We start from the raw sequence: 25,356 nt of genomic DNA, 5'->3' as shown, positions 1-25,356 counted from the left end.
CATGAGCGGTAGGATCCCCGGGCGACAAGTTCCAGATCGCCCAGGGCTGGGGGGAATTAGCTCACAAGTGCATTGTGACCAAAGTAGAGAAATTCGCGATCCATTCCTGCCACTTCACCGGCTTCAAGCGACAGGCTGGCCGAGTCCAGCATCTTGTAGCTTCTTTGCGATTTTACCCAATCGTCTGCATGCTGCAGCGTTGTCAGGGTATAGCTGGTCGTTTCGTTCAGGTAGTGGGTTGGAATAATGACTTTGGGTTTGAGACGCGCGACAATGTCATCTCCCTGCTTATAGTCCAGAATATGCTGTGATCCGTCCACTGGCAGAGTCAGTACGTCGACCTGTCCGATGGCATCCCAGAACTCCTGTGGCGGGTTGTGCCGATTGTCACCCCAGATCAGGGTTCGAATTCCTCCCGTTTCGACGAGATAGACCACCATATCCATATGGCTGACGTTGTCCGGTGGGCAGGCCTGAACGCCGAATTCACCCAAGGCGTTGGTCCAGTCATACCAGCCCGGAGCCCGGCAGACATGTTTGTCAGCAAAGCCTGTAATCTTGATGTCTGCGAATTCAAAATTTCCAACCATCCGGTCCAGCACCATGGTCGAGATTGGGCGATGAATGGCGTCGTGATCGAAATGCGTGTGCGTTGACATGCAGATGTCGACCGGGGTTTCCGGGAATTCATTCTTGAACCATAGACCCCATGCGCCCGAGGGATCATCGCGCCAGGGATCGAACAGAACGGTTGCTCCGCCCGGCGAAGTTATCTTGATTGCGCAATGGCCGAAATAGTCGATTCCGACTGCGCCATCTACCGACTGCCCGGTGGTCTTCTGCAACTCGATGACACCATTGTTGTTGCCGGGTTGAGTCCAATCGGTGGATTGCGCCTTGGCAGATGTGGTTGTCAGAAGTGAGGCCGCACCACCTACGCCAGCAGCACCGGCAGCCATAAAAAAGGAGCGTCGCGACAAGCCCGGCGCCAAGTCATCCTCGTTGCCGCGCAATAGTGTCGGTTTCATATTCAGATCGTCTTTTTCCATCGTTTAGATTTCCCTGTTGTCATCTGATCCGGTTCTGACCCGGACCTGACTTAGGGTAACCATCGGATGTCTTAGCCTTCGCATCGGAAAAACACGGGGAAAACATGGGGGTCATCCCCATGTTTTATTGCGCGGCCAACAACAGGCTACGCAGGTTCTTGCCGCTGCGCTTTAATCCAAGCTTGGCGCGAATGTTGTTTCGATGAAACTCGATCGTGCTGGGCTCGCGCGATAGCGTTCGCGCGATATCCTTTGTGGTTTGCCCGCGCATGATCAACTGCGCGATTTCCTGTTCGACAGGTGTCAAAGCTTCGAAGATCGTGGTCAAATGATCGCTCATCTCTGAAGTGATCAATTTGAGGTTTTCTTCAGCAAGTTCGAGATAAGCCTGCCCGGCAGGGTCGTGATCCAGCCGCCCGCGCAGTTTGGAGAGATATGGGACAACGAGACCTTTGATCTGGCGCAATATTTTTTCGTCATAGTCTTCGCGTGAGGTTTCCACGCTATTGAGCAATACGCGCAACGCAGCGTTCGCCTCTTCAAGATCCTTGGTGCGATTGGCGACGCGTTGCTCCAACTGGTCCAACGTTGCCTGCAACTCTTTCTCAAGCTCGGTGCGCCGCTGGATCTCTATCAACAGCGCAAGGTCGTCTTCGATAACCCTGGCGAATTCCTGTAGCCCCTCTCGGAATAGCAAGGCGCGCCGATTTCGACGTGAATCCAGAACGCAGATTGTACCGAATATCGATCCATCCGGCCATTTCAGCGGATATCCGATATAGAATCGCATCCCAAGTTCCATATCATCATTGTCCTGCCATCTCGGATTGCTGGCGGCATCCTCGACAGTAAGCTCACCGTTGCATTCCAGAACGCCATAGCAATAGAGCTTTTCGTTTAGCGTGAAACGGCGACCGATCGCATAAGGGTTTCCTTCGTTGTGGCTGGTGACAAAGACCGAATGGTGCGGTTCATGCGTGCGCATGACAAGACTTGCGGGTACGTCCGCAACGCGTGCGATCAGATCGACGATCCGCTGCCATTTGGCGATGGTTTCCGGTGATATGATAGGGCGCACGATGTAGCTTCGATCAAATGGAACTCACTTGATCACAGACTAGCGGCAAAGCCCGAGAATCCAAACACTGTTGAAGATAATCCAAGGCGACGGTTAGTGGGTGGCCGATACGTCTAGGCCACCCTGCTGGACAAGCAGATCGACAATCGCATCAACGCCTTTCCTGTGACGAAGCGACGTCAGCAGAAAGGGCCGTCCATTTCGCATGGTTTGCGCATCGCGTTCCATGACTTCCAATGACGCACCGACATGGGGTGCCAAATCGGTTTTGTTTATGATCAGGATGTCTGACTTCTTGATCGCGGGACCTCCTTTGCGCGGGATCTCTTCACCGGCAGCGACATCAATCACGTAGATGGTCAGATCCGCCAATTCCGGGCTGAAGGTCGCGGACAGATTGTCGCCACCGCTTTCGATCAGAACAACATCAAGATCCGGATGGCGGGCCTGCATTTCGGCGACGGCCGCCAGATTGATCGAGGCGTCCTCTCGGATCGCAGTATGCGGACAACCGCCCGTTTCCACCCCGATGATACGATCCCGAGGCAAGATCTGCATGCGCATTAGGGCTTCGGCATCTTCCTGAGTATAGATATCGTTTGTAATCACTCCAACCGACAGCTTGTCCCGCAGCGCCTGGGACAAGGCTGCCGTCAGCGTGGTTTTGCCCGCGCCCACGGGGCCGCCGATACCAACGCGAAGCGGGCCGTTCATGTTGCTCATGTTCTGAAGATCCTCGAATGTTGTGTTTCGTGTTTCATCGATGCGATGTCGGCCAGAAAACTGGTTGCGCTCAGGTCGTCCAGGTTGGCTGTCTGAGCGTCCGAGGCAACACGGACGCAAACGGGCGTCATCTCGTGTACGACGCGCTGACTTTGTGTCTGCCCCAACGGTATTAGACGCGTCGCGCAAGCGGTGAGGTTGGACATGAAACTGTGCAGAAACATCTGGGTGGTCAGTTCGGCCGGCAATCCCCGCAAACGCGCCGCACGACCAACAGCAACCGGGTAGGTCAGAGCGGCGAGATCCAGCGCCCACACCGCTGCGGTTACTTCACAGAAGGCCTGACCCAGAAGGTGTGTTTCCTGCAATCGCTCGCATGAGGCACAGTAGGCGCGCGCCTGCATGTCGACCTCGTGCAATGCTTCGGTCGATTGAGCTTTGTATGCCGATTCCAGAAACACGCAGTCGGACCAGCCCGCGCCGAAGGTGATCACATCCGCAATCCAGGCTTTGGTGTCGTCTGCCGTCTGAACATCACCGCAATCGATTGCCCATTCCAAACCATGGGAATAGGCGAAGCCACCCACCGGATAAGCGGGCGACAACCACTGGGTCAGCGTCAGGATATCTGCGTTAGTGGGCGTGACCATGGGTCCTACCATGACCATATGCGCCGCCCTCGGGTGTGAAGGGTTCAACCACTTCGCGGGTGGTCGCCCCCAATTTACCAAGCATATCCCGGATGACATGATCACGCTGGATCAGCAGACGATCCTGTTCAATCTGACAAGGCGTATGGCGGTTGCCGATATGCCAAGCCAGGCGAAGAAGGTTACCTCCGGTCACTTCCAGCAATTGTTCCGGTGCAGCGATCACTTCGACCTTGCGACCGTCCTCCAGTATCAGGACACCGCCGTGATCCAGCGACAAGGTTTGGGCCAGGTCGACCAGAAACGCCTCTCCATCGTCGGTGGCAAGCATTTTTCGACGCAGGAAGCGCCCGTCATAGTCCAGCGAGACCTGCGCATGAGCCGGGGCATGTGAGTGATCGTGATAGATGCGGGCAGTTTTGATTTCAGGAGTCATCGGGGGCCTCGTGGGATCTCAGAACATGAAATAGCGCTGCGCCATGGGCAGAACTTCGGCGGGCTGACAGGTCAGCAGCTCATCGTCGGCGCGGACCTCATAGGTTTCGGGGTCGACTTCGACATGCGGAGTCGCGTTGTTCAGCAACAAATCTTTCTTGCCGATATTCCGCGTGTTGCGGACCGCGACGGTCTGCTTGGCCAGTCCCAGTGTATCACCAATCCCCTCGGCTTGCGCGGCCTTAGAGATAAATGTGATCGCCGAGTGTTCGACCGAGCGCCCATAAGCGCCAAACATCGGACGGCTATAGACCGGCTGCGGGGTTGGTATCGAGGCGTTTGGATCGCCCATTTGTGCACAGGCGATTGTACCACCTAACAGAACCATCTCGGGCTTCACTCCGAAAAAGGCTGGGTTCCACAGGACCAGATCAGCGCGCTTGCCCTCTTCGATACTGCCGATCTCATGGCTGAGGCCGTGGGCAATGGCAGGGTTGATCGTGTATTTAGCGATATAGCGGCGAACGCGGAAGTTGTCGTTCTCGCCGGTTTCCTCGGGCAGGCGGCCGCGTTGTTTCTTCATCTTGTCAGCGGTTTGCCAGGTGCGGATCAGTACCTCCCCCACGCGTCCCATCGCCTGGCTGTCAGAGGCGATGATCGAGAATGCGCCCATGTCATGCAGGATGTCCTCGGCCGCAATCGTCTCGCGCCGGATGCGGCTTTCTGCAAAGGCTACGTCCTCGGGGATGGATTTGTCGAGGTGGTGGCAGACCATCAGCATATCGAGGTGCTCTTCGACCGTATTGACCGTGAAGGGCCGCGTGGGATTGGTCGATGAGGGCAGAACATGGTTCTCGCCGCAGATCTTGATGATATCCGGGGCGTGACCTCCGCCCGCGCCTTCGGTGTGGAAGGCATGGATGGTACGCCCTTTCATGGCGGCCACGGTGTTTTCCACAAAGCCGGATTCATTGAGCGTATCGGTGTGGATCATCACCTGAACGTCCATCGCATCAGCCACCGAGAGGCAGCAATCGATAGCAGCGGGTGTGGTGCCCCAATCCTCATGCAGTTTCAGAGCGCAAGCTCCGGCTTTTACCTGTTCCTCTAGTGCCGCAGGCAATGAGGCGTTGCCCTTGCCCGCAAAGGCAAGGTTCATGGGGAAGGCATCCGCCGCCTGCAGCATCCGCCCGATATGCCAGGGGCCGGGGGTGCAGGTCGTGGCGAGAGTGCCATGCGCGGGACCGGTTCCGCCGCCCAGCATGGTTGTGAGGCCGGAATGCAGAGCGTCCTCGATCTGTTGCGGGCAGATGAAGTGGATATGGCTGTCGAACCCACCTGCGGTCAGGATACGCCCTTCGCCCGCGATGGCCTCGGTGCCGGGTCCGATGATGATGTCGACCCCGGGCTGGGTGTCGGGGTTGCCAGCCTTGCCGATCTTGGCAATGCGTCCGTCCTTCAAGCCCACATCTGCCTTGTAGATACCAGAATGATCCACGATCAGCGCGTTGGTGATCACCGTATCCACAGCACCTGCGGCGCGAGTAACCTGTGACTGTCCCATCCCATCGCGAATGACTTTGCCGCCGCCGAACTTGACCTCTTCCCCATAGACGTCTTCGCGATGACCCGTTTCACTGAAGCGCGCGGCGGTCGCGCGATCCACGATCAGGTCCTTTTCAACCTCGATGATGAGGTCAGTGTCGGCCAGACGTACCTTGTCGCCGACCGTGGGACCGAACATCGAGGCATAGTCACTCCGACTTATCTTGCCCGGCATCTTTCAAAGCCCCCATGATGTGCATGTTAAAGCCATAGATGTGCCGACGCCCCTCATACGGCACCAGCATGACCTCGCGGATCTGTCCCGGTTCAAAGCGGACAGCAGTGCCAGCGGGTATGTCCGCGCGCATCCCCAAGGCAGCGTAACGATCAAAGTCCAAAGCCGAGTTTGCTTCGGCAAAATGGTAATGGCTGCCGACCTGCACCGGTCGATCACCGGTATTGGCGACAACGACAAGGCGACTGCGTCGTCCGGCATTGAGCGTCAGAGAGCCTTCGGCCGGAATGATTTCTCCGGGGATCATTTGTTCAGCTTGATCATCAGCGCCACCATGGCCAGCGCTGCCGCCGCCAGACCAATACCAAGTGTGGCATAGTCGGTGCCGTGGGCGTGTATATGTGCGTCGGTATGGGCGGCGGCAGGACCGGCCAGGATCAGGGCAGGGAAGAGCATACGGGTCATATCAGAGTTCCTTCGTTAGCGAATGGGATTGTGAACGGTCACCAGCTTGGTGCCATCCGGAAAGGTGGCTTCGACCTGAACCTCGTGGATCATCTCGGGCACACCTTCCATGCATTGTGCACGGGTGATCACCTCGGCCCCCGCCTGCATCATGTCAGCCACGGACCGGCCATCGCGCGCGCCTTCGACCACCGCGTCGGAGATCAGAGCAATCGCCTCGGGGTGGTTCAGTTTGACGCCTCTTGCCAGCCGCTTACGGGCAACTTCGGCAGCCATGGCGACCAACAGTTTGTCTTTCTCGCGTGGGGTCAGGTTCATGTCAGAGCATCCAGCATCGTGGTAAGGTATCGTTGTTCAACCGGCGCAGAACCGGCAGCAGAGCCTTGCGCAGAGTGAAGCTGTTCTGGGCCAGCATCCGGATGACCAGAAGATCATTTCCGATCAGGCTGGCTCCGGCAGTATCGGGCAGCATCCGGCGCACAGTGTCTAACTGACCCTCGGCCGAGGGCCCGGCAAAGATGACCAACGCCATCGCAAGGGAGCCATTGGCTATGTTCTGCCCCGAGAGATGGCTGTGCAGGTCACCTGAGAACCGTATGGAATCCAGAAAGATAGGCATGCCATCGCGCCGGATTTCGATCCGGTCACGCAGGCGGATATCAGTCAGGGTCTCTCCCATCGCAGCGCGCCCGAAGACCAATGGCTCGACCAACAGCGTTGTTGTATCGGGTGCCATCTCGATAAGCAGTCGGCGGTCGAGAGCACAGCCGTTGAACAGGATCGTTTCCTGAGGTAACCAGTTCACCCGTGCACCTGACCCAACCGTCAGATGGTTGGTGACCTGGCCGGAGGGGCCGGGCTTGGCTTTGTAGATGCGTTCGCAGGCCTGAGTGGTCAGCGTAAGTGTCGTTCCCGTGGCAACTGTGCCACTGAACCGAAATGAGTCACCTCCCGTAACGCCACCGGCAGTATTCAGCAGAACCGTGTCCAATTCAGGCGAGAGCGCGCGGGGAAACAGACACTTAAACGAGCCGGATTGGTGCAGGACATCCAACACCGTTCTGTCACCCAGCCGCTTGGTGCTGAGGCTCACTGAGCCTTTCGCACGTGGCTGCACCCTTTCCGATGTGGGCAATATGGAGGCAAGTTGAGTAATATCGCACCCGCAACGCGTTGGTTCGAGTCCCGTGTTTCCGCGTTAGCGCGTTTGGAAACCACTCCTCGACAACGCTGGTGGCCACCAACCTGGAGTGCGTGGTTATTCGTTAAGCGCTTTTCGGTGGATCGCCTAAGAAATGGGCAAATTGCGCTTTAGCTACCGTCGTCTTACCTGCAATCCGGATTCAGGACCAATCGCATTCCGATTGCTGGCAGGTGACTAGAGCGGATGCAGACCAAGTTTGGACAGCAGCCGCTCTCGCTTCATCAGCCACCAGCCCGCCTCGACGGGCCAGCGGGCGTGACCAGTGTCCTCCCCCAGTTCCGCAGCACAGTGCAGGGGCCAGTTGGGGTCGTCCAACAGCTCACGTGCGAGGGCGATCATGTCGGCGTCGCCCCGTTCTATGACAGCGTTGCAAACCTTCGGGTCCCACAGAAAGCCGACGGCCATGGTGGGAATATCTGCCTGCGCCTTGATCTGCGCGGCGAAAGGCACCTGAAACCCTTGTGCAATGGTCATCCGTTGCGGCCTCTCTTTGCCACCGATCCCGCCCGAGCTGCAATCGATCAGGTCGACACCCACCGATTTGAGCGCTGCCGCGATCTCAACCGTGTCCTCGACGGTCAGCCCCGACTCCAGCCAATCGGTCGCTGACAGGCGAAAGGCCAGTGGCAAACCCTCGGGCCAGTTTCTGCGGATTTCGCGTGCGACCTCAACGGCAAACCGCATTCGGTTCTCTGCATTGCCGCCCCATCTGTCCTGTCTCTGATTGGTCACCGGTGACAAAAACTGATGCACCAGAAAGCCGTGGGCCGCATAGATTTCGATCACCTTGAAACCGGCGGAATGGGCACGTCTCGCAGCGGAACCAAATGCGGAAATGACGGCTTCGATATCGCTTTGCGTCATTTCCCGCGGCGTCGGCCAACCTTCGGCATAGGGGAGGGCAGATGGCGCAATGGCCGGCCACGCCTCTTCGTTGCGTGCGCTTACATCCTCCTCATCCAGTGGCGTTTCGCCGTGCCAAGGCCGTCGCTCGGATGCTTTGCGCCCCGCATGGCTCAGCTGGATGCCCGGTACCGCACCTTCGCGCGTGATAAACTCAGCGATACGCCTCAGTGGTTCAATCTGGCTGTCGTCCCAAAGGCCCAGATCCCCTGGCGTGCGACGCCCGTCGCGGGTCACCGCCGTCGCCTCAGCATAGACCAGCGACGCTCCGCCCATGGCAAACCGTCCCAGATGCACAAGATGCCAGTCATTGGCCCGGCCTTCCACGGCGCGATACTGGCTCATCGGTGAGACAGCGATACGGTTTTTGAACGTCACATCACGAAGGTGAAAGCTGCTGAATAGTGTGGGCATCTTTCTCTGTCTCTGTCTTGTATTAGGAGGGTGGACGAGAGGGGGTCATCCAAACCTGATGGAAGACGCCAAGGTCATGCTAACCTTCTGGCTGCTCGGTGAGGTTCTCGGCTTGCGCATATGTCCTGTCTCGTAGCATGGCGTTTGATACCGAAAGCAAATGCGATTGCATGACCTCTGCGGCGGCCTGACTGTCGCGTGATGCGATGTTGCTGAACAACAGTTCGTGCTGTTCGCCAAGGCGTACCAGAGTCGCGGATGAATATTGTGTCTCGCGCTGACGTGTCCATTCCGACTGCTTCCGTACAGCGCGGATCGAGTCATATACCGTCAGGAACAACGGATTGTGAGCCAGTTCCGCGATTTTGTAGTGAAACACATCATCGGCAACCCCGTAAGCCTGCGTATCGGCAGCATCCAGTGTGGCCCGCATGAGTTGTTCAAGCGTTCGCAATTCTTTGATCGAGGCGCGTTGTGCCGCTAATGCCGCCAATGCCGGTTCAATCTCCAGACGTACTTCCATGACATCACGGGGCATAACCTTGGCTGCAACGGCGCGGAACGGGCTTGCGCCAACGGCCGGGGGTGGTGACACGAACGTGCCTTGCCCGTGCCTGCGAAACACGGTGCCTTCTTCCTCGAGCTGATCCAGAATCCGACGCATACGGGCGCGGGTAACGGTTAGCGCTTCGGCCAGTGCGCGTTCGGGCAGCAACTTGCCGTTCTTCAGGAAATCGCCGGTTTCGATCCCAGCGCGCAGGGCGGCGGTCAGCTCAGTATCTGTTGGACAATTTCCCAAGTTCAGAACGCTCCGGTCAGGTCGTAAAACATGCGCAAAGACGTAAGCATCAGGAATGCACCAAAGGCAAGGCGTAAGGCACGTTGCGAAATCGTGTGCGCGATGCGGACGCCCACATGGGCAAAGCTGGTTGTCAGCGGGATGATCAGCGCTGCGGCGACCAGATTGACGTAACCGATGGAGAAAGGCGGCAAGCCGGATTGCCCCAGACCTGTTCCGGCATAGATCAGCGCGCCCGGCAGGCCGATGACAAAGCCGATTGCCGCCGAGGTGCCCACCGCGCGTCGGATGTCGTAGCCCAGAAAGTTGAGAACCGGTACGCAGACAGTACCGCCACCGATGCCCATCATCGCGGAAATCGCACCGGCAAACACACCGGTCGTAGCCCAGACGCGCGGAGAAAAACTGCGCGGCGGGCCGCTATTGCCGGGTTTGCGAAAGATCATGTCCAGCGCCACTAGAGCAGCAACCGTCGCGAAGACGGCGACCAGAATATAGCCGCTGACCACGCCGCCAAGCAGGCCGCCAATGATCACTCCAACCAGAATGGCCGGGGCCCAGCGTTTCAGCAGCGCCATGTCCAACGCCCCACGCTTGTAGTGCCCCCAGCTTGAGGACAGCGCCGTGAACACGATGGTTGCCAGCGACGTACCCACTGCAACCTGCATCGTCAGTGCAGGATTGCTGCCGGTCAATGACAAGGCAAAGTAAAGCGCCGGAACGATAACGATCCCTCCGCCAACGCCCAGCAAACCGGCCAGAATACCACCAAACACTCCGGCCGCACCTGCGATGGCGATCAGCGTTGCCAGAGTGGAAAGGTCAATCCCGCCCATATCTCACGCGGGGTCGCTGGCCAGCGAGCGGCTTACCCGCCCTTCGGCCTGACGTTTCGCGTCCGCGCGGGCAATCGCCTCTTCCAGCGCGCCCCGGTCGGGATTGCCCGAGAAATTCTGCTCGCTGGGCATCGCCTCCGCAAAATGTAGATACCGCTCAGCAGCCACATCATAAAGCCTGCGCAGTTCGGCCAGAGGGTCAGCGTGGTCGTCGCTGCGCATATCCAGCCATGCATGCGATTGCCCGCGATGAATGACAAGACCGGCGGCCTGTTTGCCGCGTTTGTCGCCCCCCGCGCGCTCGCCAGCCTCCATGGCCGCCATCAGGCGTTCTGGAAAGGGCAGGCCGGTTTCCGAGGCGTAGGTTTCGAAAGTGGCGTCCACGACATCCGGCCCAGCCAGCATGTTGCCTGCAACCGAATGTGCCTCACCGAGCCGATGCCCGGCCCAGTCGACGCAATCAGCCCCGGTATAGGCCGCAAAGTTGCCCTGTGCGTCCATTAGGTGGGCTTGTCGCGCGTCCCGACCTGAATCCCGGGTGACGAGATCATCCAGAACCGCCTGCGCAGCTTCGCCCGCCTCAAGCCGCCTAAGCCCTTCGGTTCCCCAGACCGGGTTCGAGAACGCCTGAGAGGCAATCGCACTGCGCGCACCAACGCACGGAACGCGCGCGCCGCAAGCGAAGAAGCGGCTGGCCACGATCAGGCCGATGGCTCCGGTCTCGGGGTCTTTTGCGATCAGGGAATACGTCATGTCAGCGTCCTATTGCATAAGCCTGCATCAGCCGCGGTGTTGCCGCCGCGCGCAAGGTTCCATCTTTTTCCCGAAGGGCTGCGGTGAGGCGCCCAACTGTCCAGGGCTCGGCCACGGTGATCTTGTGACCGCGCGCGCGCAGGTCCTCGATCACGGTCTCGCCAAAGGTTTCCTCGATCATCATCTCGCCGGGCGCTGTGGCGCGGGGATAGAACGAGCCCTGAAAATGCATCGAATGGAACAGTGGCGCGTCCATGCATTCCTGCAGCCCCAGCCCGAAATGCACGAAACGCAAGAACCAGATCAATTGCCATTGGTCCTGCTGATCTCCTCCGGGAGTGCCGAAGACCAGCTGGACCCCGTCCTTTTCCGCAAGGCTGGGTGTCAGTGTCGTACGTGGCCTGCGTCCGGGTGCCAGCGAGGTCGGCAAGCCAGGTTCCAACCAGAACATCTGTGCCCGGCTGTTGAGCGGAAATCCCAGCCCCGGGATGACGGGTGAGCTTTGCAACCACCCCCCGGACGGCGTTGCCGACACCATGTTCCCCCAGCGGTCGATCACGTCCAGATGCACGGTGTCACCGCGTTTCTCGGTCAGATGCGACATGGTCGGTTCACCCGCGCTGGCCCCGGTTCTGGCCGAGAAATCACGCGCTGCGCGAGCGACATAGGCGTCTGCCAAGTGTTCAAAACCGGGCACCCGGCCCGGGCGTTGATCCTGTGATGCATCCGGGCCGATCATGGCGCGGCGCTGGGCGGCGTATTCGTCGCTTAGCATATAGTCCATCGGGATTTCGCTATACGCCGGATCACCATAGTAAGCCTCGCGATCTGCATAGGCGAGTTTCATCGCCTCAATCACCGTGTGCACGAACTCGGCCCCGTTCGGGTCCATTGCGCCCAGATCAATCCCCTTGAGGATGGCCAAAGCTTGCAACAAGACCGGCCCCTGACTCCAGGCGTGAGTCTTATGAACGGTCCATCCGTGGTAGTTGTAGGTGAGTGTCTCTTCGTAGGTTGCTTGCCAGTCGGCCATGTCCTTACGCGCCATGACCCCGCTGTTGCGCTGGCCTGACACGTCCATGACCTTGGCATCGGCCAGATATTCGAAGATGCGATCCGCGACAAAGCCTTCGCGCCACACGCGCCGCGCCGCATCGATCTGCTCCAGACGATCTTTATGCGCAGCTTCGGCATCTGTCACAAGGCGTTCATAGGTCGCCGCCAGCGCCGGATTGGCAAAGTTGCTGTGCGGCTCGGGGGCTTTGCCGTCCGGCATCCAGGTTTCTGCGGATGTAGGCCATTCGTCTTCAAAGAAATCTGAAAGACCGTTGATGGTATGCGCCACGCGCGGAAGCACAGGGTGCCCGTCGCGCGCGTAGGCGATAGCGGGCGCCATCACATCGCGTAGCGGCAGTGAGCCATGATCGCGCAGCATCAGCATCCAACCATCGAAGGCTCCGGGGATCACTGTGGCCAACAGACCAGAACCGGGGATCAGATTCAGACCCAACCCGGTATAGTGTTCGATTGTCGCAGCAGCGGGGGCGGGACCTTGCGCACACAGCACCTCGGTCTTGCCGGTTTTGGCCGAGTGGAAAATCGCGGGCATGTCGCCTGCCGGGCCGTTCAGATGCGGCTCAACCACTTGCAAGGTCATTGCCGTGGCAACTGCGGCGTCAAAGGCGTTGCCACCCTTTTCCAGAATGCCAAAGCCCACAGCCGAGGCGATCCAATGGGTCGAGGTGACGACTCCGAAGGTGCCTCGGATCTCGGGGCGGGTGGTGAAATCTGACATGTTCTTTGTCTCCGAAATTCAGTGTTCGCGCGGGTCAAGCGCATCGCGCAGCCCGTCGCCCAGAAGGTTGAACCCCAGCACAACGAGGAAGATCGCGATGCCCGGCCACATGGCCATCCATGGGGCCTGGTTGAGGAAGTTCTTGGCCGTATTCAGCATCGATCCCCAGCTGGGTGCTGGAGGTTGTTGGCCGAGGCCGAGGAAGGACAACGACGCCTCCGCGATGATCGCGGTGGCGATGGTGAGCGTGGCCTGCACCAGCACCGGTGGCAGCACGTTGGGAAAGATGTAGCGGCTGAGGATCTTCGCCGTGGGCAATCCGATGGCGCGGGCCGAGGTCACATAATCCTCAGCCCGGACCGATAACACTTGTCCGCGGGTCAGCCGGATGAAGATCGGGGTCGCTGACAGACCGATGGCAATCATCGCGTTGGTCAGTGATGGCCCTAGAAAGGCCGCCAATGCGATCGCAAGGATCAGGAAAGGCGCAGCCAGCAGCGCCTCGGTGCAGCGTGAGATGATGGCGTCGGCCCATCCACCGAAATACCCGGCGATGATGCCCAGAGGTACGCCCAGCATCACCGCGATCCCAACGGAAACCACCCCAGCCAGAAGCGAGGCTTGCGCCCCCCAGATCATCCGGGCCAGCACGTCGCGCCCGATTTCATCTGTACCAAACGGATGAGCGGCGGTTGGTGGTTTGCGCACCGCGCCCCAATCGGTGGCCGCCGGATCAGGCACCGGCAGGATCGGGGCCAGTAGGGCAATCAACACAAAGAAGGTGACAAGAAAGCCGCCCAGCATGGCGCTTTTGTGGGTGCGGAATTTCTTCCACACACGGTTTTCGGGACGACGAGACAGGATAGGATCGGCAACGGTCATGTCAGGCAGCCCTCAGGCGCGGGTTGAGCAGCACATAGGCCACGTCTGCGAGCAAGTTCATCACGATGAAACCCACAGCGGTGACCAATACGATGCCCTGCACCACGGCATAATCGCGGTTGAACACGGCATCGACGACCATCTTGCCGAAACCTGGGATGGTAAAGATTTGTTCGGTCAGGACCGCTCCGGCGATCAGCTCGCCGAACAGCAGTGCGGTCAGGGTCACAATCGGCGTCAGCGCATTGCGGAAGGCGTGTTTCAGGACGACCCGGCGTTCGTGCAAACCCTTGGCGCGGGCAGTGCGCACGTAGTCTGATTTCAGCACGCCCAGCATGGCCGACCGCGTATGTCGCATCAGCGTTGCCGCCAGTGCGGTCCCCAGCACAAAGGCGGGCATCAGCATGGTGGTGATGGATTTCACCGGATCCTCAGACAAGGGTACGTAACCCGAGGCGGGCAACAGGTCGAGCTTTACCGAAACAAGCAGGATCAGCATGATCCCCAGCCAGAAATTCGGAATGGATAGTCCGGACAGCGCCACGATGTTGGCCACGTAGTCTGTGACAGTCCCCTTTTTCACCGCCGACAAGATGCCCGCCGGGATTCCGATCACAAGCGCAAACAGGATGGCCATAATGGCAAGCTGGATCGTCACCGGCAGCTTTTCTGCAATCAGTTCGGTCACTGGCTGATTGGTGCGCAGCGAAATCCCCAGATCGCCCTGCAACGCGTTGCCAACCCAGGTCAGGTATTGCACTGGGATCGGATCGTTCAGGCGATATTTCTCGCGCAGGAACTCCAGCACTTCCGGATCACGCTCTTCGCCTGCCATCGCCAGCACGGGATCGCCGGGCAGCAGCTTTTGCAGGCTGAAAACGAAGATCGAGATCAGCAGGATTGTCGGTATCGCAATCAGGATGCGACGCAGAATGAAAGACAACATGGCTTGGGCTTTCGATCAAAGGAACCCGCCCGGCCAAAAGGCCGGGCAGGCCGTGAGTGGCTTATTTCTCCAGCTTCACGCCTTCCAGACGGATCATGCCGTCAGGATAGGGGTTGAAGCCTTTGAGCCCATCATCCAGTGCCCAGATCCATGTCTGGTGATAGAGGTAAACGATGGGCATATCCGCTGCCAGAATGTCCCGCGCGGCGTCATATTCAGCCTTGCGTGCGTCAAAGTCTGTTGAGGCACGGGCATTGTTCAGCATCTCGTCCACTTTCGGGTCCGAATAGTGGCTGTCATTGATGCCGCCGCCGGTGGTCATGAACTGATGGATATTGCCATCCGGGTCCACGCGGCCCGACCATCCGATCTGGCTGGCCTGATAGTCGCCAGCGCTCTGATCGGCGAGCAGTGTGGCGAACTCTTTGGACGTGATCTCGATATTGATCCCGGCCTCGGCGGCCATGGCCTGAACGACCTGCATCAGTTGCAGAGGGACGGTGGTGTTGGGGACCTGAACCTCAAGGTCGATCCCATCAGGATAGCCCGCCTCGGTCAGCAGCGCTTTGGCTTTGTCTATATCGCGTGCAGGCACCGGATGGTCGGCGTCATACCACGGTGATGTGGGTGGGAAGGGCTGATTGCCCGGCGCAAAGGCGCCTTCAAACACGACCTGATTGATCGCGTCACGATCCAACGCATAGCTTAGCGCCTGACGGAGACGTTTGTCGTTGCCCCAGGGATTATCGCCCTTGTCTCCGTTGTTCACGTTGATCGTTATGCCCTGATAGCCAAGTGAAACAGCGCTCTCGACATTAATGCCTGCATCTCCTTCGGCCTGCGTCAGATCAGTCGCGGCCAGACGCTCCAGCATGTCGATGTCACCGGATTGCAGGTTGGCCAGACGTACGGTGGTGTCGGGGATCGGCAGGAAAGTGACACTGTCAAAGTGGATCTGATCCGCGTTCCAGTAATCCGGGAAGCGCTCCAGCGCGATCCGGTCCTGGGCCACACGCTCCTTAAACTTGAACGGGCCAGAGCACACTGGGTTCAGCCCGAAATCTGCACCAGCAGCTTTCGCAGCGGTTGGAGAGACCATCATGCCCGAACGGTCGGCGAATTGCGCCAGCAGAGTTGCATCAGGCGCGGCCATGTTGAAGCGAACCGTATAGTCATCGACCACATCAACTCCGGTCACCGACTTCAGTTCTGACTTGCGGCGCGATTCCTCAAGGTTCTGCGAGCGGTCGATATTGTCGGCCACGGCTTGTGCGTTGAAGGGCGTGCCGTCATGGAACACCACGCCTTCGCGCAGGGTCATGGTCAGGGACGTGCCGTCCTCGCTCCATTCCCAACCGGTGGCGAGTTGTGGGATCAGCTCCAGATCGGGGGTGATGTCGACCAGCTTGTCGCAGAGTGAGGCGTAGACAATGCGTCCCACGAACGTACGGGACTGATCAGGGTCGAGCACATCGGCGTCCGATTGCAGGGCGATGCGCAGATCGGCGGCCTGTGCGCTGAGGGCAGTCGCGCCGAGTAATCCGGCCACAAGACCGGTTTTCAAGACATTCATGATATTTCCTCTCTGTTTTTGGCAGAAGCCTGGGGAGATTGGACAGCCGCGCGATACAGCGCGAACCGCTCTTCTGCTCCGGCGCTGCGGCGTCGGGGCGGGGCCGGTTTTCCGGCCTCTGGTATGTTTTTCCAGTGATGGCAGGCGACGTGATGATGCGAATCCGCATCGTCAAGAACCGGAGTCTGGGCTCGGCAATCGTCCTGTGCAAAGGGGCAACGGGTGTGAAACCGGCAACCCGATGGCGGAGACGATGGACTGGGCGTTTCGCCTCTAAGCGCCATGTGATCACGGTCGCGGCCCGGCTCGGGTTCCGGTATCGCGGACAATAGGGCATGCGTATACGGATGGCGCGGTTCTTCGAAAACCTGATCGGCAGGGCCAGTTTCGACCACCTTACCCAGATACATCACGGCGATGCGATCGCTCATGTGACGGATCACGGCCAGATCATGGGCGATGATCACAAGGGTCAGATCCAGATCCTGTTTCAGGTCATTCAACAGATTGATCACCTGCGCCTGTACCGACACATCCAATGCCGAGACCGGTTCATCCCCGATCAACAACCTTGGTCCTGAAGCCAGCGCGCGGGCGATGCCGATCCGCTGTCTTTGACCGCCTGAGAATTCGTGCGGATAGCGGTTGGCGTGGTCCGGCAACAACCCAACCTGAGCCAGCAACGTAGCCACCTTTTCACGGCGCGCGGTCTCGTCCAATTCAGGCGCATGCACCTCCAGCGGTTCGCCCACCAGCTTGCCGACGGTCATGCGCGGATTCAGCGACGAGAATGGGTCCTGGAAGACGAACTGCATCTGCTGGCGCAAAGGGGCCATTTCGCGACGGGCGAGGTCCTGAACCTCCCGCCCCTCAAACAGGACCTGGCCAGAGGTCGGCCGATCCAGCCGCATCAAAAGGCGCGCAAGCGTCGATTTTCCGCACCCCGATTCACCGACAATCGCAAAGGTTTCACCCTTGCGCACCGACAGCGAAACGCCATCGACCGCGCGCACTCTGGTTTTGCGTTCGAACAGCCCGGCACCCAGTGTGAAATGGCGTGTGAGGTTCCGCGCCTCAAGGATTACATCGCGCATCTGACCCCCTTGAGCTGTTCCAGTGGGGCGTAGTGGCAGGCAACCGCATGTTCGGAACCCATCTCTGACAAGATCGGGCGGTCTGCACACTCGCCAGTGGCAAAGGGGCAGCGCGTGCGAAACCGGCATCCAGTAGGCATATCGGCCATAGACGGCACGGTTCCGGGCACGGTGATCAGCCGATCCCGCGATCCTGCCATCCGCGGGACCGAGCTCATAAGGCCGATGGTATAGGGGTGCTGCGGATCGTCGAATACCGCGTCGACAGGGCCGCTCTCGACGATCTGGCCCCCATACATGACAGCCACATTCGTCGCGATTTCAGCCACCACACCCAGATCGTGGGTGATGAACAAGGTTCCCATTCCGGTTTCTGTTTGAAGCTCTCGGACAAGATCGAGGATCTGCGCCTGGATGGTGACATCCAACGCCGTTGTCGGTTCGTCCGCGATCAGCAGCGAGGGGTTATTGATCAGCGCCATCGCGATCATCACACGCTGCCGCATGCCACCGGAAAGCTGGTGAGGGTATTCGTTCAACCGCTGTTCCGGGGCTGGGATGCCAACGCGGCGCAGCATGGCCAAAGCGCTTGCGTCAGCTTCGTCTCGGTTGCAGTTGCGGTGATGTAAAACGGCCTCGGTGATCTGATCGCCTATCCTGAAGGCGGGGTTGAGCGAGGTCATCGGTTCCTGAAAGATCATCGCCATGCGATCGCCTCGTGTCGCGCCGTCCAGCTGTTCGGTGCGCAGGTCATATGACCGACCTTCAAACTCCAGAAGGCCAGACGGAATATCGATGACGTCACGCTGCAGCAGCCCCATCAGGGCCATGGCGGTGACGGATTTTCCGCATCCGGATTCACCCACGATGCACAAAGTCTCGCCAGCAGATACCGACAGGTCCAAACCATCCACGGCTGATGCGGGTTGGCCGCGAAACGAGAGGCTGAAGTCAGACAGCTTCAGGATCTCGACTGACGAGTCAGACTTGGCGTTGGGGTTTTGGTTGGGCACAGCTCGCAACCTTTATAATAAACCAATATGTAATTGGTTGCAATTTTGGAGCGCAGTTGTCAATGCATCATTGCTGCTTTTTCACCATCAGGATCATATCTCGCCGATAGCGTCGGATGACCTTCGCTTTCGACTTATTCCTTCGGCAGATGCAGTTGCCCTTTCGAAAACCGGTTTTCTATATGCAGGTCGTCGCGCGCTCCCGGCTCTCTTTTTGGCAGGCAAAAACAGGTTCTGTCCGAAGCTCAGGCGCGGGTCTTTTTAGGGCGATGCCCAAGTTTGTCGGTTCTGAAATGGATTCTGTCCGAAACAGCATCTGCAACACAAGCCGAGTTGGGTGCAAACCAAAGACTGCAACGAACAGGAGCCTTCATGCGTTTTTCAGCTCTGCGACTTTTCAAGGAGGCTATGACCGGCCACAAGGGTTGGGGTCCGCAATGGCGTGACCCGGCGCCTGCGGATGCTTACGACTATATCATCGTCGGAGGTGGCGGACATGGTCTGGCGACTGCCTACTATCTTGCCAAGGAATTCGGTGGGGCCCGTATCGCGGTTCTGGAAAAAGGCTGGATCGGTGGGGGAAATGTCGGTCGGAACACGACGATTGTCCGGTCGAACTATTTGCTGGACGGCAATGAACCGTTCTATGAGTTTTCGCTGAAACTGTGGGAAAACCTCGAGCAGGATTTCAATTACAACGCGATGGTCAGCCAACGCGGTATTCTGAACCTCGTGCATTCCGACGCGCAGCGGGATGCGGCGCGGCGTCGGGGCAATGCGATGATCCTGAATGGATCCGATGCCGAGCTGTTGGATACCGAAGGCGTCCGCGCGATGTATCCGTTCCTGAACTTCAACGACGCGCGGTTCCCGATCAAAGGCGGATTGCTTCATCGTCGGGGCGGCACGGTGCGTCACGATGCGGTGGCCTGGGGGTATGCGCGTGGCGCGGATATGCGCGGCGTCGACATTATCCAGAATTGTGAAGTCACGGGCTTCCGTATCGAAAACGGTAAGGTCCTTGGGGTCGACACGTCCCGCGGCTTCATCGGTGCCAAGAAGGTCGGCGTCGCCGTGGCAGGCAGTTCCAGCCGCGTGATGGAGAAGGCCGGGATGCGCCTGCCGATCGAAAGCCACGTGTTGCAGGCTTTTGTCTCAGAGGGGCTCAAGCCCTTCATCCCCGGCGTGATCACCTATGGGGCGGGTCACTTCTATTGCAGCCAGTCCGACAAGGGCGGTCTGGTGTTCGGTGGCGATCTGGATATGTACAATTCATATGCGCAACGGGGCAATCTGCCGGTGGTCGAGGACGTGATCGAAAGCGGCATGTCGCTGATCCCTGCTTTGGGTCGCGCGCGCCTGCTGCGCAGCTGGGGTGGTATCATGGATATGTCCATGGATGGCTCGCCCTTTATCGACAAGACGCATATCGATGGGCTCTATTTCAATGGTGGCTGGTGCTACGGCGGCTTCAAGGCAACGCCGGCGTCCGGCTATTGCTTTGCCCATCTTCTGAAAACCGACCGTCCGCACGAAACCGCGACCGCCTATCGGTTGGACCGGTTCATGACCGGGCACATGATCGATGAAAAAGGGCAGGGCGCCCAACCGAACCTGCACTGAGGGGCTTATCAGATGATTATCAACCATCCTTTGCTTGGCCCGCGCGACGCGCAGGAGTTCACTTATCTGGGCGATGCGTCCCTCATCAACCGGCCCGACTGGCAGGCTGAGAATGCGGCGCAGGCGTTTCACGATTACCTCTACCTGCGCGACAACCCCGCGGGCGAACATCGTGAATTGTGGTTCCACGAACAGGGCGACCGGTCGTGGCTGGTGGTGACCCGCAACACGGTGACCCATGAAATTCTGAACGTCGAGCTGGCGCGCGATGTCGCCAAAACCGCAAGGAAGGCTGCCCAATGACACAACGCAATCGTCTGAACGGTGGCCTGATCAACCGTGACGCCAGCCTGAGTTTCAAATTCGACGGCAAGTCTTATCAGGGGTTTGAAGGCGACACATTGGCCTCGGCCTTGCTCGCCAATGGCGTGCGGCTGATGGGGCGGTCGTTCAAATACCACCGCCCGCGCGGGCCGCTGACCTCGGGTAGTGAAGAACCTAATGCGCTGGTCGAGCTGCGCTCGGGCGGACGGCAGGAGCCCAACACCCGCGCGACCGTGGTCGAGCTCTATGGCGGGCTGAGTGCCAATTCGCAAAACCGCTGGCCGTCGCTGGAACGCGACTTCATGGCGATCAACGACCGGTTCTCGAACTTCCTGACCGCGGGTTTCTACTACAAGACGTTTATGTGGCCCAAGGCGTTCTGGGAAAAGCTGTATGAACCGATCATCCGCAAAGCCGCCGGTCTGGGTAGCCTGACCGGAGAAGATGACCCGGATCATTATGACAAGGGCTTTCTGCACTGCGATCTGTTGATCGTCGGCGCGGGTCCGGCGGGTCTGGCAGCGGCGCTGACTGCTGGACGTGCGGGTGCCCAGGTCATTCTGGCGGATGAGGATTTCCGTATGGGCGGGCGTCTGATTGCCGAGACTGGGGCTCTAGCCGATATCTCTGGAACCGACTGGGTTGCGCAGACTCTGGCAGAGCTGGCGTCGATGCAGAATGTGCGGGTGATGCCGCGCACGACTGTCTTTGGTGCCTATGATCACGGCATCTATGGCGCGGTCGAACGCAACGCGGATCACCTGATTGAGCCCGAGGCGGACAAGCCGCGTCAGACCTTGTGGCGGATCTACTCCAAGCGCGCGTTGATTGCGACCGGAGCAATCGAACGTCCGATTGCGTTCGAGAACAACGATCGGCCCGGCATTCTACTGGCCGGAGCGGTACGGGCCTACGCCAACCGCTGGGCCGCGACGCCCGCACAATCGGTTGTGGTGTTTGCAAACAACGATGATGCGCATCAGACGGCGCGCGATCTGATGGCACAGGGCGTCAAGGTTCCGGCCATTGTCGATACGCGTCCCGACGCGCCCGATGTTGAGGGCACCGAAGTTCTGAAAGGGGCCGAGATCATCAACACATCGGGCCGCCTTGGATTGACCTCGGTGCAGGTGCGCACCGACAAAGGTTACACCCGCGATCTGCATTGCGAGGCGCTGGCGATGTCCGGCGGTTGGAACCCGAACCTGGGCCTGACCTGCCATCAGCGCGGTCGCCCGGTCTGGAACGATGATATCCATGCCTTTATTCCAGGCGAGGGTCTGCCCCTTGGCCAGACCGTTGCTGGTGCGGCCAAGGGTGAACTGACCACCGATGCTGCACTACAAGGCGGTGCGGCGGCAGCAGTGACTGCGCTAGGAGATCTGGGGATTACGGCAACACCTGCTGATCTGCCCGCTGCAGCGGATGCGCCTGTTTCGATCACGCCGTTCTGGCATGTCAAAGGTGCCAAACGCGCTTGGCTGGATTATCAGAACGATGTGACCGCCAAGGATGTGAAGCTGGCGCATCAGGAGAACTTCACTTCGGTCGAACACCTGAAACGTTACACCACACTGGGTATGGCCACGGATCAGGGTAAAACCTCGAACGTTGGTGCTCTGGCGGTGATGGCGGAACTGACGGGCAAATCGATCCCGGAAACCGGCACGACGATTTTTCGCCCACCCTATACGCCGGTGGCGATGGGGGCCTTTGGTGGCCGCGCGGTCGGTAAGGAATTCCACCCGACCCGCCTGACACCCAGCCACAAATGGGCCGAGGAACAGGGCGCGGTGTTTGTTGAAGTCGGCAACTGGCTGCGTGCACAATGGTTCCCCCGCAAGGGCGAAACCCATTGGCGGCAATCGGTGGACCGCGAGGTTCTGCAGACCCGTAACTCAGTCGGTGTCTGTGATGTGACCACACTGGGCAAGATCGATGTGCAGGGCGCGGATGCCGCGGCTTTCCTGAACACGATCTACGCCAACGGCTTCGCCAAACTGCCTGTGGGCAAAGTGCGCTATGGCCTGATGTTGCGCGAAGATGGCGTAGCATATGACGACGGCACCGCCGCGCGTTTGGCCGAGGACCATTTTGTCGTGACCACGACCACCGCCAACGCGGTTCTGGTCTATCGCAACATGGAATTCGTGCGCCAGTGTTTGTACCCGGATATGGATGTTCAGCTAATCTCGACCACCGAGGCCTGGGCGCAGTATGCCGTGGCCGGACCAAACAGCCGCAAACTGCTGCAGAAGATCGTGGATCCCGAGTTTGACATCTCGAACGAGGCGTTCCCCTTCATGGCCTGCGGTGAGATCACCGTGTGCGGTGGTTGTCGTGCGCGGCTGTTCCGGATCTCGTTCTCGGGCGAGCTGGCTTATGAGATCGCTGTACCCACACGCTATGGCGACGCGCTGATGCGCGCGCTGATGGAGGCGGGCGAAGAATTCGACATCGTGCCTTACGGTACCGAGGCGCTAGGCGTCATGCGGATCGAAAAGGGCCACGCTGCGGGCAACGAACTGAACGGCACAACCACCGCGCTGAACCTTGGACTGGGCCGTATGGTCAGCACGAAGAAAGACTGCATCGGCAATGTGCTCAGCCGCCGTGAAGGGATGAATACTCCGGATGCGCTGGCACTGGTCGGATTGAAACCGGTAGATGCCAAGGACACCGTGCCAGCGGGCGGGCATCTGATGAACGCCACCGGGCCGGTCGATGCAGCCCATGATCAGGGCTATGTCACCTCGGCGGCCTATTCGCCGATCCTTGAAAGCTCAATCGGGTTGGGCTTCGTCAAAGGCGGGTTTGATCGCAAGGGCGAAAAGCTGCGCCTTGTGAACCCGCTGGAAGGACAAGAGATCATGGTCGAAATCGTCAGCGCTCATTTCGTGGACCCAGAAGGGGAGAAGCTTCGTGCATAAACTGAAACCCATCACCCCGCTGGGTGGCGACACACCGCGCGTCGATACCATCGGTACGATCACCATCACCGAAGTAGTGGATCAGGCGCTGGCCTCGGTCGCCGCACGGACAGATCAGGCAGGTGCCGTGCAAAATGCACTGGCCGACAAGATTGGTGTGAGATTGCCCGAAATTGGTCAATCCGCCGTGGCGGCACCCTATGCCGTGTTTTGGATGGGGCCGGATCAGTGGATGGTCACGGCACCTCATTACAGCCACGAGCTGCTGGCATCTGAGCTGAAACAAATCACCGGTGATGCAGCCTCGGTTGCTGAGCAGACCGACGGATGGTGCCGGTTCGATGTGCAAGGTGTTGCCTTGTCCGACTTGTTCGAACGGCTGACCAATGCCCCGGTTCGCACGATGGAACAGGGCGCGGCGATCCGTACCACGGCTGAGCATCTGGGCGTCTTCCTGTGGAAGCTGGCAGACGATCATGTGGCTGTCATCGGTCCCAGGTCTTCAGCAGGATCCCTTCATCATGGTCTGCTGGCGGCGGCGAAATCCATCGCCTGAGCGTCAGCCTGAGGGCAGCGTATCGTCGCTGCCCGCCCGCGTCGACTTTTTCGCGCGCCGGTTACTGATCGGCGCAAGTCCAAGCATTGCACGATCCAGTATGTGAGCGAAGACGGTATTGCTTTGGATGGGCTCGGAAAACGCAGTTCAGACCTGTGGCAACGAGCAACTGGTCCAGATCTCTCGCCTTGATGGGCTTAGCCGATAGCGTCGGCCCGAAGAGCCGGTCAGCGCGGCCAATTTCAATCTCTTTTTTGTGGGTTCAACAGGTGCTTTTCAATCAGTTGAAAAGCATAGCCTATGTAGATTCTCTGTAGAAACCCGACGGCGGCAATGTCTTCACGCTCTAGCGCTTTCGCCAGATCAAAGGTTTCCTGAACCACAGCGTCATAAGCGACGATGCCAACAATCTGTTCCATGCGATGCCAGACGCTGGACGACTGGAAATATGCCTGGTTCCAGAACTCGCGCAGCGAGCGGTTTCCGATCAGAGATGCGATCAGTGCCTGCAGCCGTTGGTTCAGTTTTACATATTCCTGAGAGTCCAGCCGCTCTCGCAGCGTAACAGCATCTTCGTAAATCGCGCGCGCTTCTTCCTGATGATGCGCTGTAACAGTGATCGGCGACAATGTTCCGATCATCTGGGCCAGCTCCATCCTCATCTCATAGAGATGGCGGACACGTTCTGCCGAAAGCTCAATGACAACTGTACCAACCCCGTTGCGGGTTTCGATCAGTCCAAGATGTCCGATTCGCGCAATGGCATCTCTGACAGGTGTTCTGCTGACGCCGAATTCCTTGGCAAGCGCGGCCTCTTTCAACTGAGCGCCCGGTGGGTAATACGCAAAGCAAATGCGCTCCAGGATTTGCTCTTGGATCTCGTCTACAGTCACCTTTGGGGGCGCCGCGATTTCCGGATCTGCAATAGTCACTGTTCTGATCCCTCCTCGTGTTCTTAACCATTTCTGACCGCCAATCAGTAATCTCTCAACAACCGTCCGTATCCTGAAATCTGATCCTTGATGCCCGCTTGGCGCAACACATCCCAGGCCATGGCTTGATTCGAACAGACGACCGGCTTGCCAAGTTCGGCCTCAAGCTGATCGACGATTTCGACCGCACGCAATGCGCCACAGCTGATGAAGACGGCCTCTGCCTCGAGCGAATCCACGGATCGTGCCAATTCCATGATGGCATCGGGACGGACGCGGATCATGTCGCTGTCTTTTTCGAGGTTCAGACCGCGGATCGTGGTCACTTCAAAGCCGCGTTCTTCCATATATGTCTGTTCCTGGCGGTTTACTTCATCCAGGTAAGGTGTGCACACCGCGACCTTTTTTACGGACAGTGCATTCAGGGCATTGATCACGGCCGTGATCAGCGAGCTTGCCACTGCGTTCGGGGCGCCTTTTTGCAATTCAGCGAACACCTTGTCTTCGCCCAGAACAAGACTGCCCGAAGTGCAGGCATAGCTGATGACATCCAGGCTGCCATCCGGCAGCAGGGTTTCGGCGGCACGCGCCAAATCCTG

At 59.0% G+C, this 25,356-nt stretch carries 26 protein-coding genes; 4 read left to right on the top strand and 22 right to left on the bottom strand.

From position 1 onward, the window contains the following. Positions 1 to 56: 56 nt before the first annotated feature. From ACR0AZ_RS13090 to ACR0AZ_RS12995, 20 genes are all read right to left on the bottom strand, one after another. Positions 57 to 1,049, bottom strand: coding sequence for an MBL fold metallo-hydrolase (locus tag ACR0AZ_RS13090; protein WP_480659487.1), 993 nt, complete (start codon positions 1,047 to 1,049; stop codon positions 57 to 59). A 124-nt stretch (positions 1,050 to 1,173) separates the two neighbouring features. Beyond that, positions 1,174 to 2,127 carry a LuxR C-terminal-related transcriptional regulator gene (locus tag ACR0AZ_RS13085; RefSeq protein WP_480659488.1) on the bottom strand — a complete coding sequence of 318 codons (954 nt, stop codon included), beginning with the start codon at positions 2,125 to 2,127 and terminating at the stop codon, positions 1,174 to 1,176. Between the two features lie 93 nt (positions 2,128 to 2,220). Further along, positions 2,221 to 2,850 carry an urease accessory protein UreG gene (gene ureG / locus ACR0AZ_RS13080; protein WP_480659489.1) on the bottom strand — a complete coding sequence of 210 codons (630 nt, stop codon included), beginning with the start codon at positions 2,848 to 2,850 and terminating at the stop codon, positions 2,221 to 2,223. Continuing rightward, entirely contained in the window at positions 2,847 to 3,512 is a 666-nt protein-coding gene (locus ACR0AZ_RS13075) for an urease accessory protein UreF (protein WP_480667620.1), read from the bottom strand. The genes ureG and ACR0AZ_RS13075 overlap by 4 nt, the downstream gene beginning before the upstream one ends. After that, positions 3,484 to 3,936: an urease accessory protein UreE gene (ureE, locus tag ACR0AZ_RS13070; RefSeq protein ID WP_480472278.1), complete on the bottom strand. Its 453-nt coding sequence runs from the start codon at positions 3,934 to 3,936 to the stop codon at positions 3,484 to 3,486. Before ureE ends, ACR0AZ_RS13075 begins: the two co-directional genes overlap by 29 nt. A gap of 18 nt (positions 3,937 to 3,954) precedes the next feature. Continuing rightward, positions 3,955 to 5,715, bottom strand: a complete 1,761-nt coding sequence (ureC, locus tag ACR0AZ_RS13065; protein WP_480472279.1) for an urease subunit alpha — start codon at positions 5,713 to 5,715, stop codon at positions 3,955 to 3,957. Next, entirely contained in the window at positions 5,690 to 6,022 is a 333-nt protein-coding gene (locus ACR0AZ_RS13060) for an urease subunit beta (protein ID WP_480472280.1), read from the bottom strand. Before ACR0AZ_RS13060 ends, ureC begins: the two co-directional genes overlap by 26 nt. Further along, positions 6,019 to 6,180 carry a hypothetical protein gene (locus ACR0AZ_RS13055; RefSeq protein WP_480472281.1) on the bottom strand — a complete coding sequence of 54 codons (162 nt, stop codon included), beginning with the start codon at positions 6,178 to 6,180 and terminating at the stop codon, positions 6,019 to 6,021. Before ACR0AZ_RS13055 ends, ACR0AZ_RS13060 begins: the two co-directional genes overlap by 4 nt. Positions 6,181 to 6,195: 15 nt before the next feature. After that, positions 6,196 to 6,498, bottom strand: coding sequence for an urease subunit gamma (locus ACR0AZ_RS13050; protein ID WP_480472282.1), 303 nt, complete (start codon positions 6,496 to 6,498; stop codon positions 6,196 to 6,198). 1 nt (position 6,499) lies between these two features. Further along, on the bottom strand, positions 6,500 to 7,273 hold the full coding sequence (locus tag ACR0AZ_RS13045; RefSeq protein ID WP_480472283.1) for an urease accessory protein UreD: 774 nt from the start codon (positions 7,271 to 7,273) through the stop codon (positions 6,500 to 6,502). A 285-nt stretch (positions 7,274 to 7,558) separates the two neighbouring features. Then, complete coding sequence (locus ACR0AZ_RS13040) at positions 7,559 to 8,701, bottom strand: NADH:flavin oxidoreductase/NADH oxidase (protein ID WP_480472284.1); 1,143 nt, start codon at positions 8,699 to 8,701, stop codon at positions 7,559 to 7,561. 79 nt (positions 8,702 to 8,780) lie between these two features. Next, entirely contained in the window at positions 8,781 to 9,500 is a 720-nt protein-coding gene (locus ACR0AZ_RS13035; RefSeq protein ID WP_480472285.1) for a FadR/GntR family transcriptional regulator, read from the bottom strand. Positions 9,501 to 9,502: 2 nt separating this feature from the next. Continuing rightward, positions 9,503 to 10,336 carry a sulfite exporter TauE/SafE family protein gene (locus tag ACR0AZ_RS13030; protein ID WP_480472286.1) on the bottom strand — a complete coding sequence of 278 codons (834 nt, stop codon included), beginning with the start codon at positions 10,334 to 10,336 and terminating at the stop codon, positions 9,503 to 9,505. A 3-nt stretch (positions 10,337 to 10,339) separates the two neighbouring features. After that, on the bottom strand, positions 10,340 to 11,089 hold the full coding sequence (locus ACR0AZ_RS13025; protein ID WP_480472287.1) for a DUF1028 domain-containing protein: 750 nt from the start codon (positions 11,087 to 11,089) through the stop codon (positions 10,340 to 10,342). A 1-nt stretch (position 11,090) separates the two neighbouring features. Continuing rightward, positions 11,091 to 12,884, bottom strand: a complete 1,794-nt coding sequence (locus tag ACR0AZ_RS13020; RefSeq protein WP_480472288.1) for a gamma-glutamyltransferase family protein — start codon at positions 12,882 to 12,884, stop codon at positions 11,091 to 11,093. Positions 12,885 to 12,902: 18 nt separating this feature from the next. After that, positions 12,903 to 13,766, bottom strand: a complete 864-nt coding sequence (locus ACR0AZ_RS13015) for an ABC transporter permease (RefSeq protein WP_480472289.1) — start codon at positions 13,764 to 13,766, stop codon at positions 12,903 to 12,905. A 1-nt stretch (position 13,767) separates the two neighbouring features. Then, positions 13,768 to 14,712 carry an ABC transporter permease gene (locus ACR0AZ_RS13010; protein ID WP_480472290.1) on the bottom strand — a complete coding sequence of 315 codons (945 nt, stop codon included), beginning with the start codon at positions 14,710 to 14,712 and terminating at the stop codon, positions 13,768 to 13,770. 61 nt (positions 14,713 to 14,773) lie between these two features. Further along, the gene (locus ACR0AZ_RS13005) at positions 14,774 to 16,285 is read right to left on the bottom strand and encodes an ABC transporter substrate-binding protein (RefSeq protein WP_480472291.1); all 1,512 of its coding nucleotides are present in this window, start codon (positions 16,283 to 16,285) and stop codon (positions 14,774 to 14,776) included. Next, positions 16,282 to 17,379 (bottom strand): ABC transporter ATP-binding protein, encoded by a 1,098-nt coding sequence (locus ACR0AZ_RS13000; protein WP_480667619.1) that lies wholly within the window; start codon positions 17,377 to 17,379, stop codon positions 16,282 to 16,284. Before ACR0AZ_RS13000 ends, ACR0AZ_RS13005 begins: the two co-directional genes overlap by 4 nt. Then, positions 17,367 to 18,392, bottom strand: coding sequence for an ABC transporter ATP-binding protein (locus tag ACR0AZ_RS12995; protein ID WP_480667618.1), 1,026 nt, complete (start codon positions 18,390 to 18,392; stop codon positions 17,367 to 17,369). Before ACR0AZ_RS12995 ends, ACR0AZ_RS13000 begins: the two co-directional genes overlap by 13 nt. A gap of 372 nt (positions 18,393 to 18,764) precedes the next feature. Between ACR0AZ_RS12995 and ACR0AZ_RS12990 the strand changes: the two genes are divergently transcribed. Genes ACR0AZ_RS12990 through ACR0AZ_RS12975 form a run of 4 tightly spaced genes read left to right on the top strand, consistent with a single transcriptional unit; the run spans position 18,765 to position 23,825 of the window. Further along, positions 18,765 to 20,015 (top strand): sarcosine oxidase subunit beta family protein, encoded by a 1,251-nt coding sequence (locus ACR0AZ_RS12990; protein ID WP_480472294.1) that lies wholly within the window; start codon positions 18,765 to 18,767, stop codon positions 20,013 to 20,015. A gap of 12 nt (positions 20,016 to 20,027) precedes the next feature. After that, the gene (locus ACR0AZ_RS12985; RefSeq protein ID WP_480472295.1) at positions 20,028 to 20,318 is read left to right on the top strand and encodes a sarcosine oxidase subunit delta; all 291 of its coding nucleotides are present in this window, start codon (positions 20,028 to 20,030) and stop codon (positions 20,316 to 20,318) included. Then, positions 20,315 to 23,269 (top strand): sarcosine oxidase subunit alpha family protein, encoded by a 2,955-nt coding sequence (locus ACR0AZ_RS12980; RefSeq protein ID WP_480667617.1) that lies wholly within the window; start codon positions 20,315 to 20,317, stop codon positions 23,267 to 23,269. Before ACR0AZ_RS12985 ends, ACR0AZ_RS12980 begins: the two co-directional genes overlap by 4 nt. Beyond that, positions 23,262 to 23,825: a sarcosine oxidase subunit gamma gene (locus tag ACR0AZ_RS12975; RefSeq protein ID WP_480667616.1), complete on the top strand. Its 564-nt coding sequence runs from the start codon at positions 23,262 to 23,264 to the stop codon at positions 23,823 to 23,825. Before ACR0AZ_RS12980 ends, ACR0AZ_RS12975 begins: the two co-directional genes overlap by 8 nt. A gap of 242 nt (positions 23,826 to 24,067) precedes the next feature. On the opposite strand, the gene ACR0AZ_RS12970 is transcribed toward ACR0AZ_RS12975, so the two are convergent. Together ACR0AZ_RS12970 and ACR0AZ_RS12965 are read right to left on the bottom strand one after the other, a co-directional pair. Continuing rightward, positions 24,068 to 24,757, bottom strand: a complete 690-nt coding sequence (locus ACR0AZ_RS12970) for a GntR family transcriptional regulator (protein WP_480667615.1) — start codon at positions 24,755 to 24,757, stop codon at positions 24,068 to 24,070. A gap of 44 nt (positions 24,758 to 24,801) precedes the next feature. Further along, positions 24,802 to 25,356, bottom strand: a 555-nt coding sequence (locus ACR0AZ_RS12965) for a maleate cis-trans isomerase family protein (RefSeq protein ID WP_480667614.1), incomplete at its 5' end; no start/stop codon positions are given.

The organism is Ruegeria sp. BE3 (assembly GCF_056538865.1).
The sequence above is the reverse complement of the archived record's forward strand: the minus strand, read 5'-3'. Positions and strand labels throughout refer to the sequence as shown.

Excerpts from the sequence above, each read along its gene's own strand:
- ACR0AZ_RS13010 (WP_480472290.1), bottom strand. The coding sequence starts at position 14,712 with ATGTTGTCTTTCATTCTGCGTCGCATCCTGATTGCGATACCGACAATC.
- ureC (WP_480472279.1), bottom strand. The coding sequence starts at position 5,715 with ATGCCGGGCAAGATAAGTCGGAGTGACTATGCCTCGATGTTCGGTCCC.
- ACR0AZ_RS13020 (WP_480472288.1), bottom strand. The coding sequence starts at position 12,884 with ATGTCAGATTTCACCACCCGCCCCGAGATCCGAGGCACCTTCGGAGTC.
- ACR0AZ_RS12990 (WP_480472294.1), top strand. The coding sequence starts at position 18,765 with ATGCGTTTTTCAGCTCTGCGACTTTTCAAGGAGGCTATGACCGGCCAC.
- ACR0AZ_RS13055 (WP_480472281.1), bottom strand. The coding sequence starts at position 6,180 with ATGACCCGTATGCTCTTCCCTGCCCTGATCCTGGCCGGTCCTGCCGCC.
- ACR0AZ_RS13040 (WP_480472284.1), bottom strand. The coding sequence starts at position 8,701 with ATGCCCACACTATTCAGCAGCTTTCACCTTCGTGATGTGACGTTCAAA.
- ACR0AZ_RS13005 (WP_480472291.1), bottom strand. The coding sequence starts at position 16,285 with ATGAATGTCTTGAAAACCGGTCTTGTGGCCGGATTACTCGGCGCGACT.
- ACR0AZ_RS13090 (WP_480659487.1), bottom strand. The coding sequence starts at position 1,049 with ATGGAAAAAGACGATCTGAATATGAAACCGACACTATTGCGCGGCAAC.
- ureE (WP_480472278.1), bottom strand. The coding sequence starts at position 3,936 with ATGACTCCTGAAATCAAAACTGCCCGCATCTATCACGATCACTCACAT.
- ACR0AZ_RS13030 (WP_480472286.1), bottom strand. The coding sequence starts at position 10,336 with ATGGGCGGGATTGACCTTTCCACTCTGGCAACGCTGATCGCCATCGCA.
- ACR0AZ_RS12980 (WP_480667617.1), top strand. The coding sequence starts at position 20,315 with ATGACACAACGCAATCGTCTGAACGGTGGCCTGATCAACCGTGACGCC.
- ACR0AZ_RS13000 (WP_480667619.1), bottom strand. The coding sequence starts at position 17,379 with ATGCGCGATGTAATCCTTGAGGCGCGGAACCTCACACGCCATTTCACA.
- ACR0AZ_RS13075 (WP_480667620.1), bottom strand. The coding sequence starts at position 3,512 with ATGGTAGGACCCATGGTCACGCCCACTAACGCAGATATCCTGACGCTG.
- ACR0AZ_RS13025 (WP_480472287.1), bottom strand. The coding sequence starts at position 11,089 with ATGACGTATTCCCTGATCGCAAAAGACCCCGAGACCGGAGCCATCGGC.
- ureG (WP_480659489.1), bottom strand. The coding sequence starts at position 2,850 with ATGAGCAACATGAACGGCCCGCTTCGCGTTGGTATCGGCGGCCCCGTG.
- ACR0AZ_RS13060 (WP_480472280.1), bottom strand. The coding sequence starts at position 6,022 with ATGATCCCCGGAGAAATCATTCCGGCCGAAGGCTCTCTGACGCTCAAT.
- ACR0AZ_RS13050 (WP_480472282.1), bottom strand. The coding sequence starts at position 6,498 with ATGAACCTGACCCCACGCGAGAAAGACAAACTGTTGGTCGCCATGGCT.
- ACR0AZ_RS12985 (WP_480472295.1), top strand. The coding sequence starts at position 20,028 with ATGATTATCAACCATCCTTTGCTTGGCCCGCGCGACGCGCAGGAGTTC.
- ACR0AZ_RS13015 (WP_480472289.1), bottom strand. The coding sequence starts at position 13,766 with ATGACCGTTGCCGATCCTATCCTGTCTCGTCGTCCCGAAAACCGTGTG.